Source organism: Actinosynnema sp. NPDC059797 (assembly GCF_042732085.1).
Taxonomy (GTDB): domain Bacteria; phylum Actinomycetota; class Actinomycetes; order Mycobacteriales; family Pseudonocardiaceae; genus Actinosynnema.
Window position 1 is genome coordinate 1 of sequence record NZ_JBHWIE010000238.1, and the last position, 11,203, is coordinate 11,203.

15 protein-coding genes and 1 pseudogene are annotated in these 11,203 nt (G+C 73.8%); 8 read left to right on the top strand and 8 right to left on the bottom strand.

Translation table 11 applies throughout. The annotated features are described in order from the left end of the window. Window positions 1-204: serine hydrolase (locus tag ACFV4N_RS32330; protein WP_499676434.1), on the bottom strand; the 204-nt coding region annotated here is incomplete at its 3' end. A gap of 14 nt (window positions 205-218) precedes the next feature. Here ACFV4N_RS32330 and ACFV4N_RS32335 point away from each other — a divergent pair. Beyond that, entirely contained in the window at window positions 219-638 is a 420-nt protein-coding gene (locus ACFV4N_RS32335; protein WP_499676435.1) for a hypothetical protein, read from the top strand. Window positions 639-725: 87 nt separating this feature from the next. Here ACFV4N_RS32335 and ACFV4N_RS32340 read toward each other — a convergent pair whose 3' ends face one another. Next, the gene (locus tag ACFV4N_RS32340) at window positions 726-1,163 is read right to left on the bottom strand and encodes a DUF6098 family protein (protein WP_499676436.1); all 438 of its coding nucleotides are present in this window, start codon (window positions 1,161-1,163) and stop codon (window positions 726-728) included. 60 nt (window positions 1,164-1,223) lie between these two features. Between ACFV4N_RS32340 and ACFV4N_RS32345 the strand changes: the two genes are divergently transcribed. The 3 genes from ACFV4N_RS32345 to ACFV4N_RS32355 are packed head-to-tail and all read left to right on the top strand — an operon-like array spanning window position 1,224 to window position 4,825. Further along, window positions 1,224-2,732: an FAD-dependent oxidoreductase gene (locus ACFV4N_RS32345; protein ID WP_499676437.1), complete on the top strand. Its 1,509-nt coding sequence runs from the start codon at window positions 1,224-1,226 to the stop codon at window positions 2,730-2,732. Beyond that, window positions 2,732-3,802: a carboxylate-amine ligase gene (locus ACFV4N_RS32350; protein ID WP_499676438.1), complete on the top strand. Its 1,071-nt coding sequence runs from the start codon at window positions 2,732-2,734 to the stop codon at window positions 3,800-3,802. The genes ACFV4N_RS32345 and ACFV4N_RS32350 overlap by 1 nt, the downstream gene beginning before the upstream one ends. 9 nt (window positions 3,803-3,811) lie before the next feature. Continuing rightward, window positions 3,812-4,825, top strand: coding sequence for an iron-containing redox enzyme family protein (locus ACFV4N_RS32355; RefSeq protein WP_499676439.1), 1,014 nt, complete (start codon window positions 3,812-3,814; stop codon window positions 4,823-4,825). Here the strand turns inward: ACFV4N_RS32355 and ACFV4N_RS32360 are convergent. Beyond that, the gene (locus ACFV4N_RS32360) at window positions 4,822-5,013 is read right to left on the bottom strand and encodes a CDGSH iron-sulfur domain-containing protein (RefSeq protein WP_499676440.1); all 192 of its coding nucleotides are present in this window, start codon (window positions 5,011-5,013) and stop codon (window positions 4,822-4,824) included. The genes ACFV4N_RS32355 and ACFV4N_RS32360 overlap by 4 nt on opposite strands. Further along, window positions 4,997-5,644, bottom strand: a complete 648-nt coding sequence (locus ACFV4N_RS32365) for a HemK2/MTQ2 family protein methyltransferase (protein WP_499676441.1) — start codon at window positions 5,642-5,644, stop codon at window positions 4,997-4,999. The genes ACFV4N_RS32360 and ACFV4N_RS32365 overlap by 17 nt, the downstream gene beginning before the upstream one ends. 104 nt (window positions 5,645-5,748) lie before the next feature. On the opposite strand from ACFV4N_RS32365, the gene ACFV4N_RS32370 reads away from it, so the two are divergent. After that, entirely contained in the window at window positions 5,749-6,561 is an 813-nt protein-coding gene (locus tag ACFV4N_RS32370; RefSeq protein ID WP_499676442.1) for an alpha/beta hydrolase, read from the top strand. Between the two features lie 22 nt (window positions 6,562-6,583). Here ACFV4N_RS32370 and ACFV4N_RS32375 read toward each other — a convergent pair whose 3' ends face one another. The 3 genes from ACFV4N_RS32375 to ACFV4N_RS32385 form a co-directional block, all read right to left on the bottom strand. Then, window positions 6,584-6,856, bottom strand: coding sequence for a cation:proton antiporter regulatory subunit (locus ACFV4N_RS32375; protein WP_499676443.1), 273 nt, complete (start codon window positions 6,854-6,856; stop codon window positions 6,584-6,586). A 164-nt stretch (window positions 6,857-7,020) separates the two neighbouring features. Then, window positions 7,021-7,452 (bottom strand): PPOX class F420-dependent oxidoreductase, encoded by a 432-nt coding sequence (locus tag ACFV4N_RS32380; RefSeq protein ID WP_499676444.1) that lies wholly within the window; start codon window positions 7,450-7,452, stop codon window positions 7,021-7,023. Then, complete coding sequence (locus ACFV4N_RS32385; protein ID WP_499676445.1) at window positions 7,449-8,357, bottom strand: NAD(P)-dependent oxidoreductase; 909 nt, start codon at window positions 8,355-8,357, stop codon at window positions 7,449-7,451. The genes ACFV4N_RS32380 and ACFV4N_RS32385 overlap by 4 nt, the downstream gene beginning before the upstream one ends. Before the next feature lie 50 nt (window positions 8,358-8,407). On the opposite strand from ACFV4N_RS32385, the gene ACFV4N_RS32390 reads away from it, so the two are divergent. From ACFV4N_RS32390 to ACFV4N_RS32400, 3 genes and pseudogenes are all read left to right on the top strand, one after another. Beyond that, the gene (locus ACFV4N_RS32390; protein ID WP_499676446.1) at window positions 8,408-8,785 is read left to right on the top strand and encodes a MerR family transcriptional regulator; all 378 of its coding nucleotides are present in this window, start codon (window positions 8,408-8,410) and stop codon (window positions 8,783-8,785) included. A gap of 229 nt (window positions 8,786-9,014) precedes the next feature. Continuing rightward, window positions 9,015-9,311: pseudogene (locus ACFV4N_RS32395) on the top strand (DUF6359 domain-containing protein); the annotation flags it as partial. Beyond that, window positions 9,297-10,082 carry an endonuclease I family protein gene (locus ACFV4N_RS32400; RefSeq protein WP_499676448.1) on the top strand — a complete coding sequence of 262 codons (786 nt, stop codon included), beginning with the start codon at window positions 9,297-9,299 and terminating at the stop codon, window positions 10,080-10,082. The pseudogene ACFV4N_RS32395 and the gene ACFV4N_RS32400, both read left to right, overlap by 15 nt. Window positions 10,083-10,094: 12 nt before the next feature. Here ACFV4N_RS32400 and ACFV4N_RS32405 read toward each other — a convergent pair. Continuing rightward, the coding region (locus ACFV4N_RS32405; RefSeq protein ID WP_499676447.1) for a pyridoxal phosphate-dependent decarboxylase family protein at window positions 10,095-11,203 on the bottom strand (1,109 nt) is incomplete at its 5' end.

The window sequence follows — 11,203 nt, forward strand, 5'->3', positions numbered from 1 at the left end:
GGAGGTGTTCCGCAGGCCCAGCGGCCGCAGGACCCGGTGCGTGATCTCCTGCGCGCAGGACCGGCCGGTGACCCGTTCGACGACCACGCCCGCGATATGGCCCGGGGCGGCACGGGTGTGCCGGGACATGACCCCCACCGTGACTTCCGGCACCTGACGCCGACCGCGCGGGCGGCGATCCTCGTCCACGACAGCCGAACGCACCGGGGGAGCCCGTCATGACCACCACCGCCCACACCGCCCACACCGCCCACGCCGACCGCCCGACCCGCACGACCGGGCGCAAGCTCGCCCGCTTCGCCGGGCACTACCTGGAGATGGTCGTCGCCATGCTCGTGGGCATGGTGGCGCTCGCCCCGCTGTGGCCCGCCGACTGGGTGGCGCGAGCGGACGTGCACGCGCTGGTCATGGCCACCGACATGACGGTCGTGATGGCGCTGTGGATGCGGGTCCGCCGCCACTCGTGGCCCCGGGTCGCGGAGATGTCCGCCGCGATGTTCCTGCCGTTCGCCGCGCTGCTGGTGCCGCACTGGCTGGGGGTGCTGTCCGGCTCGGCGCTGATGACGGCCGGGCACGTGGTCATGTTCCCGCTGATGCTGCTCGCCATGCTGTGGCGCCGTGCCGAGTACTGGCACTGAGGCGCCGGGGCCCGGCGGTCGCGGGGGCGAGGGGACCCCGCGAACGCCCTCGCCGCCCGCGTGGCGGACCGCGGGCCGGGACGGGCCTCAGCCCTCCCGGTCCAGCGGGCCCCACGGCGAGGCGGCGTGCGTGACGACCAGGTCCTCGCACTCCGCGAGCACCTCGTCCGAGATCCACCCGATCGGTTGAGAGCACCGCACCAGCGGCTCGTTGTCCGGTCCCCGCCCGACCTCGGCGCCCTCCAGCACCCACGGCCGGGTGCCCGCGCCGCGCCGCTCGCGCAGGTGCCGGTAGTCGTGCAGGCGGCGGGCCACCCACAGCCGCAGGGGCCGGTCGTCCCACCAGGGCTCCACGGCCAGCGAGTTCGCCGACAAGCCGGGCAGGGCGCCGCCGGTCAGCCCGTCGCGGCTGCACCGCCCGCCGTCCGCGTCCGGGCCCCGCGACCAGCGCACGAACAGCTCGGTCGCGGGCATCCGTTCCTCCACCAGGTCGGTCAGCTCGGTCAGGTCGGTGAAGGTGCGCATGGGCCCTGGATATCCCATCGGCACAGGTTCGAACATCGGCGTCGCGGGTATGGGTCAGGCATGACGGAAGCCACCACCACGGCCCGGCACTCGCTGTGGTCCGAGACCATCACCCACGGGCGTTACCCAGCCCTGACCGGCGAGACCGCGGTCGACGTCGCGGTCGTCGGCGGCGGCATCACCGGCGTGACCACGGCCCTGCTGCTCAAGCGCGCGGGCCTGAGCGTGGCGCTGGTCGAGGCCGACCTGGTCGGCGGTGGCGTCAGCGGCAACAACACCGCCAAGGTCACCGCCCTCCAGTCCACGATGTACACGAAGCTGGTGGCCGAGCAGGGCGTGGACGCGGCGTCCGACTACGCCGCCGCGAGCCTGGCCGCCGTCGGGTTCGTCGCCGCGCTGGCCGAGGGCGAGGGCGTCGACTGCGACCTGCGCCGCCGCCCCGCCTACACCTACGCCCTCACCGAGGACGAGCTGCCCGCCGTGGAGCGGGAGGCCGAGGCGGCGCGCCGGGCCGGTCTGCCCGTGGTCGTGGACCGGGGCGAGCTGATGGGCGTGCCGTTCGAGGTCGCGGGCGCGGTGCGGCTGGACGACCAGGTGGTGTTCCACCCGGTCAAGTACGTGCGCGGGCTGGCCGAGCGGATCGACGGCGACGGCAGCCGCGTCTACGAGAACAGCCGCGTGCTGCGCGTCGAGGAGGGCGACCGGGTCCGCGTGCGCACCGGGGCGGGCACGGTCGTCGCCGACCGCGCCGTGATCGCCACGCACTACCCGATCCTGGACCGCGGCCTGTACTTCGCCCGCCTGGAGGCCATGCGCGCCTACTGCGTCGCGGCCACCCTGCGCTCGGGCGAGCCGCCGACGGGCCTGGCCATCAGCGCGGGCAGCCCGTCCTGGTCGCTGTCCACCGACGGCGAGCGGCTGATCGTGTCCGGGCAGGGCCACGCCACCGGCTCGGACGAGGGGCAGCCCTACGACGAGCTGGTCAAGTTCGCCCGGCGGCACTGGGACGTCGCCGAGATCACCCACCTGTGGTCCGCCCAGGACGCCGTGCCCTACGACAAGCTGCCCATGATCGGCCCCTACACGCCGGGCAACCGGCGGCTCTACGGCGCGACCGGCTACCAGAAGTGGGGCCTGTCCAGCGGCACGATCGCCGCCATGGTGCTGAGCGACCTGCTCCGCGACCGGGAGAACGCCTGGGCCGAGCGGTTCAGCCCGCACCGGCTGTCCCTGAAGTCCACGCCCACCCTGGCCAAGATGAACGCCAAGGTCGCCGCGGACTTCGTCGGCGACCGCCTGCGGACCGCGGACGTCGACTCGACGGCGCAGGTGCCGCTCGGCGAGGCGCGGATCGTGCAGCACGGCACCGAGAAGCTCGGCGTGTTCTGCGACGAGGACGGCGGCGTGCACGCCGTGTCGGCGCGCTGCACCCACCTGGGCTGCCTGGTGCGGTTCAACGACGCCGAGCGCAGCTGGGACTGCCCGTGCCACGGCTCGCGGTTCGACGTGGACGGCAACGTGCTGGAGGGGCCGGCCACCGAGCCGCTGGAACGGCACGACCTCGCCTGATGACGATCGGGGTCGAGGAGGAGTTCCTGCTGGTCGACCCGGCGACGCGGCGGCCCGCGGCCCGGGCGGAGGAGGTGCTGGCGCGCGTCGCGCCGCACGAGCTGCCCGCCGGGGCGAAGGTGCACCGCGAGCTGGTCGGCACGCAGGTCGAGTTCGCCAGCGGCGTCTGCGCCGACCTGCGGGAACTGGGTGAGCAGTTGGTGTCGGGCCGCCGGGCGCTGGACCGGGCGGCCCGCGCCGAGGGGCTGCGCCTGGTCGCGACCGGCACGCCACCGCTGGCCGACCCGGCGCCACAGCTGAGCCGGGGCGAGCGGTTCACCGCGATCGAGGACGCCTACCGCGGCCAGGTCTCGGACTACCAGTGCTGCGGCTGCCACGTGCACGTCGGCGTGCCGGACCGCGACACGGCCGTGCACGTGGTCAACCACCTGCGGCCGTGGCTGCCCACGCTGCTCGCGCTGGGCGGCAACTCGCCGTTCCTGGCGGGCCGCGACACCGGGTACGCGAGCTGGCGGATGCTGGAGCAGGCGAAGTTCCCCGGCTCGGGGGTCACGCCGTACTTCAAGACCGCGGCCGAGCACGACGCCGCGGTGGACCGGCTGGTCGACTGCGGCGTGCTGGTGGACCCCGCCCAGACGTTCTGGCTGGCCCGCCCGTCGCCCCGGTACCCGACGGTGGAGGTGCGGGTCGCCGACACCGCCGCCACCGCGGCCCACGCCGTGCTCCAGGCCGGCCTGACCGGGGCGCTGGTGCGCACCGCGCTGGCCTCCGGCGCGCCGCCGCCGGAACTGGACGACCAGGTGCTGGCGGCGGCGGTGTGGTCGGCGGCCCGCCACGGCCTGGGCGGTCCCGGCGTCGACCCGGTCGCCGGTCGGCGGGTGCCCGCGCTGGAGCTGGTCGACGCGCTGGTGGCGCACGTGTCCGACGAGCTGGGCGACGACCGCGACGTGGTGCTGCCGCTGCTGCGCGAGGTGCGGGACGGCGGCACGGGCGCGCGGCGGCAGCGGACCGCCGGCGGCCCCGAGGCCGCCGTGGACCTGCTCACGTGCATCATCACCGAAAGTGGGTAGTCAACGCGCATGACCTCTTTGGACCGGGCCGTCGACACGGCCGTGCTGCCCGCGCCGCGCGGGCCGTTGTCGGCGGCGGTGCTGAACGCCCTGCGCGGCGTTCCGCCCGCCGTCGACCTGCCGTCGGACGTCACCGCCGACCCGTACGGCGAGGACCTCCAACTGGCCCTGCACGTCTGCTACGAGCTGCACTACCAGGGCTTCGCGGACGTGGCGGAGGACTGGGAGTGGGAACCGGAGCTGCTGCGCTTCCGGGCCGTGCTGGAACGCGTCTTCCTCGACGCGCTGCGCGCCGACGTGCCGGGCGGCGCCGACATCACCGGCGTGCTGGACGAACTGCTGGTCGAACCGGTCGACGGCGCCGGCGTGAGCCACTTCCTCAAGGACCGGGGCGAGTGGTGGCAGGTGCGCGAGTACTTCGCGCTGCGCTCCATCTACCACCTCAAGGAGGCCGACCCGCACGCCTGGGTGATCCCCAGGTTGCGCGGCAAGGCCAAGGCCGCGCTGGTGGCGGTGGAGTTCGACGAGTTCGGCGGCGGTCGCGACGACCGCATGCACTCGAAGCTGTTCGCGAACCTCCTCGTCGGCGCCGGTCTCGACGACGGTTACCTGCACTACCTGGAGCACGCGCCCGCGGCCATGCTCGCCACGGTGAACCTGATGTCGATGTGCGGCCTGCGCCGGTCGCTGCGCGGTGCGCTGGTCGGGCACTTCGCCGCCGCCGAGATCAGCACCGCGCCCAGCGCCGCCAGGATGGCCAAGGCGCTGGAGCGCCTCGACGCGCACCCGGACTGCGTCGAGTTCTTCACCGAGCACATCGAGGCGGACGCCGTGCACGAGCAGGTGATGCGCCGCGACGTGATCGGCGACCTGCTCGACCGCGAGCCGGAGCTGACCGAGTCCGTCGTGTTCGGCGTGCAGGCCACGGAACTGCTGGAGGCACGCCTGGGGGAGCACCTGTTGCGGGCGTGGGAAAAGGGGCAGACGGCGCTGCGCCTGCCCCTCCAGCCCTTCGGGTCCTAGCGGCGTTTGCGGTGGCTCGTGTCGCACAGCGGGTAGCGCTTGCTGCGGCGGCACGAGCAGACCGCGACCACGAACCGGTCCGAGCTCACCACCGTCCCGTCCTCCATCCGCACCTCGACCGGCCCCTCCACCAGGAGGGGCCCGCCGGGCACGACGGTCACCTTGCGCGCGTCACGCTGCGTCGGCACGGATCACCACCAATTCCTCGTGCTGCTGACCTTCTTCGATGAGCCCCCGTTCGAGCAGCCACGGCGCGCGGGCGCGCATGACCGGTCCAAAAGGGATGGTCCGCCGCGCGACCACGGCCGCCTTCAGCCCGCCGCCGCGCAACTGCCGCAGCGTGACGTCGGCGTCGCACAGCTCGGAGTGCACGATCAGGCCCATCCCCCTGGCCGCCAACAGGAGCGGCAGCACCGCGCACAGCCGGTCGAGCACCGCGCGCCCCTGCGCGCCCGCGTCCCAGGCCCGCTCGCAACCACGCCTGGGCACGGTCGTGCTGGGCACATAAGGGGGGTTCGCGGTCACCACGTCGAACTCGCCGGTCCCGACCAGGTCGCCGAAGTCGCCGTGCCGGGCCCGGACGGGCACACCGCGCAACCGCCCGTTCACCCACGCCGCCGCCACCGCGCGCCGACACCGGTCGACCGCGGTCACCTCGCCCGCACCGGCCCGGCCGGCGGCGACCGCCAGCGCGCCGGTGCCCGTGCACACGTCCAGCACCCGCGCACCGCGCGGGATGCCCGCCTCCGCCAGAGCTTCGGCCATGAGCCAGGTGTCGTCCTGCGGGCGGTACACACCGGGCGGCCTCCACAACCACATAGGACAGAGGTTCCCGGGGCGCGCGTTGGCAAACGAACACCGTGCGGAGGTTCAATCACCCCATCGGGCGGGAACCCCGGGTGCCCGGACGTGGAGGTGTTGCTATGGGCGTAGTGGAAGCAGCACGTGCCGCTGCCAGGGAACAGGTCCTGGTGGCCATGCTGGACATACCGCGCCTGCTGGCGCACCCGGCGTGGCGGGCCGACGACCCGGACGAGGGACGGGGCGTCGGTGTCCTGCTCGTGCCGGGGTTCGGCTTCGGGGACCTCAGCCTGCGCCTGACCAGCACCTGGCTGCGCAACCGGGGCTACGTGCCCGCGGGCGCGCGCATCGGGCTCAACGTCGGGTGCACCACGGAGCTGGTGGACCGACTGGAGGAACGGCTGCTGGCGCACGCGGAGGCCACGGGCGGGCCGGTCGTGCTGTTCGGCCAGAGCCGGGGCGGCGGCCTGGCCAGGCTGCTCGCGGTGCGGCGGCCGGAGCTGGTGCGCGGCCTGGTGATGGTGGGCAGCCCGGTGCTGGACACCCTGGGCGCGCACCCGAGCGTGGTGCGGGTGGCGCGACTGCTGGCGCGGCTGTCCGCCGCGGGCCTGCCGGGCCTGCTGGACCAGGACTGCTTCGCGGGCGACTGCTACGACACCAACTCGGAGGCCATGGCCAGGCCGCTGGAGGTGCCCGCCCTCGCGGTGTTCTCGCCCAACGACGTGATCGCGCCGCCGAAGCTGTGCGCCGACCCGTGCGCTGAGTGCGTCGAGGTCAGGAGCACCCACACCGGCATGGCCCTGGACCCGGAGCTGTACGAGCTGCTGGCGCCCAGGCTGGCGGCGTGGGCGCGGGAGGCGGACGAGGAGACCGCGGGGGAGGAGCGCACGGCCGAGGCGTACCGGGAGCCGATGTCGCTGGTGAGCACGGCGTGAGGCGGTCCCCCTCCCGGCCGGGTCACCGGGCCTCCGGCACCACCTGGTCCAGTCGGCGTTCCAGGGCGGCCAGCCGTTCGGCCAGCGAACGGGTGCGCAGGACCTCGGCGACCTGGTCGGCCTCGTCCGGGTCCAGCACCACGGCGTGCGCGGGCCGATCCGGGTCGTCCGAGCCGTAGACCAGCAGCGTGCGCCGCTCGTCGGGATCGACCAGCACGCCGAGGTGCAGTCCCGCGCGGGTGGTGAAGTGGTGCACGACCCCCGAGCCGGGCACGGTGCTGCGCAGCGCTTCCACGAGGCGCCACCCCTTTCGTGGAGTTCGACAGCTCCTCACGAACCCCATCGTGCCGGTCCGGCGCGGCGGCGGCCATCGGTGCGGGCACCCATTCGCACCGCCTCCACCCGCGCCCTTCCACCGGGCGCGTGGGTGTCGTCCCCCATGGCCGCCGCGACGCGCGGTCAGCGGATCTTCGCGCCGTACACGTGCTCGACCGACAACGTCATGAGCACCCTGCGCTCGGACACCATGGTCGTCCGGTACTCCTCCCAGTCCGGGTGCTCGCCCGCCGCGCGGCGGTAGTACTCCACCAGCGCGTCGACCTCGGGACCGCGGGGGTCGGTGCTCGGCCCGGTCAGCGTCACCGAGCCCTCCGCCGTGGCCCACGCCCACCCGTCGGCGCGGGTGACCTCCAGCGCGGCCCTGGGGTCGCGCCGCAGGTTCGCGGTCTTGGCCCGCCCCTCGGTCATGGAGACGTACAGGAGTTCGTTCTCCCGGTCGTAGTGGTGCATGACCGGGGAGAGCTGGGGTCGTCCGTCGGACTTGATGGTCGCGAGGACGGCGATCGGGGTCTCCGCGAGCAGCGCACGCGGGTCGAACGGTTCTTCGGTCACGGCCGCACCTCCGAGGGCTGGCGGAACTGCTCGATCAACGCAGCGTAGCCGCTGCCGCCGTGCCCGGACGCGGCGGCGCGGTCGGCCAGGGCCAGGAACAGCCGGGGCAGTTCGGCGTTCACCCCGACCGACTCGTTCTCCTCGACGAGGTGGTCGATCGCGGCCCGGTGGGTGTCGAGGGTGGCGTCGAGGGGCGGGAAGGCGTCGTCGTCGATCTGCCGCGCGTAGCCGGGCAGCCAGCTGCCCACGGTGGTCAGCAGGGTGTCGACGAACGGCGTGAACGCGCCGGCGCCGACACCCGCCTCGCCGAGCAGGGCCGCGCCCTGGAGGAAACCGTTGAGCACGCCCCACATCACGCCCAGCAGGGCCACGTCGTGCAGCGACGACAGGCCGTGGTCCTCGCCGAGGTGCACCGTGGTCCCGAGGAGGCCCAGGACCGGCTCGTGCTCCTCGAAGGCCGATCGCGGCCCGCTGTAGAGGAGCGTCGCCTCCGCCGTGCCGATGGCCTGCGTCGCGGCCATGATCGCGCCGTCGAGGTAGGTGCCGTCGTGCCGCGCCGCCCACGCGGCGGTCTCCCGGGCCTGGGCCGAGGTGCTGGAGGTCAGGTTCACCAGGACCCGGTCGCCGAGGAGGTCTCCCAGCGGGTCGAGCAGTTCGCGCACGGCCGCGTGGTCGGAGACGCAGACGACCACGAGGGGGCTCGCGGCGACGGCGTCGCGCGGTGAGCCGGCGTGGTGCGCGCCCTGCTCGACCAGGGGCCCGGCCTTCTCCGGGCTGCGGTTCCACACGGTGGTGGGGTGCCCGGCGCGCAGGAAGGTCTCGGCCAGCACCCGGCCCATCAGGCCCAGGCCCACGACCGTGACGGGGGTGGGGTGGTCCGTCCCGGGACGTCGTTCGGTGTTCATGGCAGGATCGTCGACCTTCACACCGGTATGAAGGTCAAGGGGGAACGGGCGTGCTGATCGGGGAGCTGAGCCGGCGGACCGGGGTCCACGCGCACCAGTTGCGCTACTACGAGGCGCAGGGCCTGCTGGAACCCGGGCGCGGGGCCAACGGCTACCGCGAGTACGGCGACGACGCGGTGGTGACCGTGATCCAGATCAGGAAGCTGCTCGACGCCGGGCTGTCGACCGAGGAGATCAGGTCCGTGCTGCCCTGCGCGACCGGCGCGCTCCCCGAGCTCGAACCCTGCGCGGAGCTGCTGGACGGCCTGCGCGCGCGCCTGCGCGAGATGGACGAGCACATCGACACGCTCACCCGGTCCCGCCGGACCCTCCACGAGTACCTCGTCGCCACCGAGCGCCGCGGCCCGCTGTCCCGAAGGAGCTGCTGATAACCGCTCTGTGAATGGTCACCCCCGAAGGTTTGGTGATCATTAACTCTGACGTGGCATTTCTCGTGCGATCCTGCCTGCGTGCGGTCACCCTGCGACGCCGCACAGGGGAGGAGACACGATCGTGGGAAATCGGTCCCTGCTTCATCCGATTGCTCTCGTGGTGGCCGCCGTCGCGGTGGCGGCCGCCCTGGTGGTCCCGGCGGCGTCGGGCGCCACGCCGATCGCGGTGGCGGCGGCCATCGGGCAGCAGAACGGCGCGACGGCGACCGTGCGCGGCTACGTGGTGGGCCAGCCGACCGCCACGACCACGGTGGTGCGGTCGGGCTTCCCGTCCGACTACGCGGTGGCGCTGGCCGACTCGCCCACCCAGACGAACACCGGTCAGATGCTGTACGTGCAGGTCACGTCGTCCTTCCGGGCGCAGTGGGGGTTGAAGAGCAACCCCGGCCTGCTGGGCAGGCAGGTCGACGTCACCGGTGTGCTGGGCGCGTACTTCTCGCACGCGGGCCTGACCTCGACCACGGCGTTCGCCTTCGCCGGTGGCGCGGTCCCGACCACGACCACCACGACGAGGACCACGGCGACCACGACGACCGCGCCCGGCGGGGTGGACGACTACTACCGCGACGCGCTGGGCAAGTCCGGGGCGACGCTGGGGACCGCGCTGCACGGCATCATCCGCAACCAGACCCGGCTGTCCTACGACCAGGTCTGGGAGGCGCTGAAGGTCACCGACGAGGACCCGGCCAACCCGAACAACGTGGTGCTGCTGTACTCGGGGCGGTCGCAGGCGAAGTCCACCAACGGCGGCGACGCGAACGACTGGAACCGGGAGCACGTCTGGGCCAAGTCGCACGGCGACTTCGGCACCGCGACCGGGCCGGGCACCGACGTGCACCACCTGCGGCCGGAGGACGTGTCGGTGAACGCGAACCGGGGCAACAAGGACTTCGACGCGGGCGGTTCGGCGGCGAGCGAGGCGCCGGGCAACTACACCGACGGCGACTCGTGGGAGCCGCGCGACGCGGTGAAGGGCGACGTGGCGCGGATGCTGTTCTACATGGCGGTGCGCTACGAGGGCGGCGACGGGTTCGCGGACCTGGAGCTGAACGACCGCGTGAGCAACGGGACGGAGCCGTACCACGGCCGGCTGTCGGTGCTGCTGCGGTGGCACGCGCAGGACCCGCCGGACGCGTTCGAGAAGCGCCGCAACCAGGTGATCTTCGACCGGTTCCAGCGCAACCGGAACCCGTTCATCGACCACCCGGAGTGGGCGGCGTCGATCTGGGGCTGACTGACCGGCGCGTCACAACCCCTCGCACGCGGCGCGGACGGCGGCGTGGACCCCGTCCACCTCGCCGTCCGCCGTGCGCCAGTTGCTGAACGCGGCGCGCAGCGCGTGCTGTCCCTTGTAGACGGTAGGGGTCAGGAAGGTCTCGCCGGAGGCGGCGATGCGCCGGGCGAGCAGGCCGACGCGGTCGGCGGTGGGCGCGTCGGCGAGGGTGAAGCAGACGACGTTGAGCCGCACGGGCGCCAGCAGTCGCAGGCCGGGGGCGCCGTCGACGAGGTCGCCGAGGCGGCGCGCCAGGCGGGTGCAGCGCTCGACGACCTCGCGGTGGCCGTCGCGCCCATAGGCGGTGAGGGTCAGCCACGCGGCGAGGGCGCGCAGGCGGCGTGAGTTCTCCGGGGTCAGGTGGACGAAGTCCGGCTCGTCGGTGAGCGCGCCGAGGTAGGCGGCGGAGTTGCGGAACACGCCGGTCTGCAGGTCGCGGCGGCGGGTGAACTGGACGGCCGAGTCGTAGGGCACGTTGAGCCACTTGTGCAGGTCCACGCAGACCGAGTCGGCCTCGTCCAGGCCCGCCACGAGGTGGGCGTGCCCGGGCGACAGGGCGGCGAACCCGCCGAACGCGGCGTCGACGTGCAGCCAGAACGGGCTCCGGTCGCGCAGGCGGGCCAGGGCGCGCAGGTCGTCGAAGTCGGCGGTGTTGACCGTGCCCGCGTTGGCGACCACCACGGCGGGCGTGCCGTCGAGCAGCGCGGCCAGCCCGTCCACGTCGACGGCTTCGCGACCGGGCAGGGTGGGGACCGGGCGCAGGCTGTCGCGGCCGAGGCCGAGCATCGCCAGCGCCTTGTGGACGCTGGAGTGGGGCGTGCCGGAGTAGACCCTGACGGGTCCGAGCGCGCCGACGCCCTGCTGGGCGGGCGACACGCCGGCGCGTTCGCCGAGCCACTCGCGGGCCACGGCCAGGCCGACGAAGTTGGACATCGTGGCGCCGGTGACGAAGGCGCCGGTGTGCTCGTCGCCGAGGCCGAACAGCCGGGCCAGCAGGCGCACGGTCTCCCGCTCCAGGTCCGGCGCGGCGGAACCGACGGAGGCCGCGGTGTTCTGGTCGTAGGCGGCGGCCAGCCAGTCGC

What these genes read in the sequence shown, in the direction of transcription:
- ACFV4N_RS32335 (WP_499676435.1), top strand. Translation starts at nt 219, where the DNA reads ATGACCACCACCGCCCACACCGCCCACACCGCCCACGCCGACCGCCCG.
- ACFV4N_RS32340 (WP_499676436.1), bottom strand. Translation starts at nt 1,163, where the DNA reads ATGCGCACCTTCACCGACCTGACCGAGCTGACCGACCTGGTGGAGGAA.
- ACFV4N_RS32350 (WP_499676438.1), top strand. Translation starts at nt 2,732, where the DNA reads ATGACGATCGGGGTCGAGGAGGAGTTCCTGCTGGTCGACCCGGCGACG.
- ACFV4N_RS32385 (WP_499676445.1), bottom strand. Translation starts at nt 8,357, where the DNA reads ATGAACACCGAACGACGTCCCGGGACGGACCACCCCACCCCCGTCACG.
- ACFV4N_RS32370 (WP_499676442.1), top strand. Translation starts at nt 5,749, where the DNA reads ATGGGCGTAGTGGAAGCAGCACGTGCCGCTGCCAGGGAACAGGTCCTG.
- ACFV4N_RS32355 (WP_499676439.1), top strand. Translation starts at nt 3,812, where the DNA reads ATGACCTCTTTGGACCGGGCCGTCGACACGGCCGTGCTGCCCGCGCCG.
- ACFV4N_RS32365 (WP_499676441.1), bottom strand. Translation starts at nt 5,644, where the DNA reads ATGTGGTTGTGGAGGCCGCCCGGTGTGTACCGCCCGCAGGACGACACC.
- ACFV4N_RS32345 (WP_499676437.1), top strand. Translation starts at nt 1,224, where the DNA reads ATGACGGAAGCCACCACCACGGCCCGGCACTCGCTGTGGTCCGAGACC.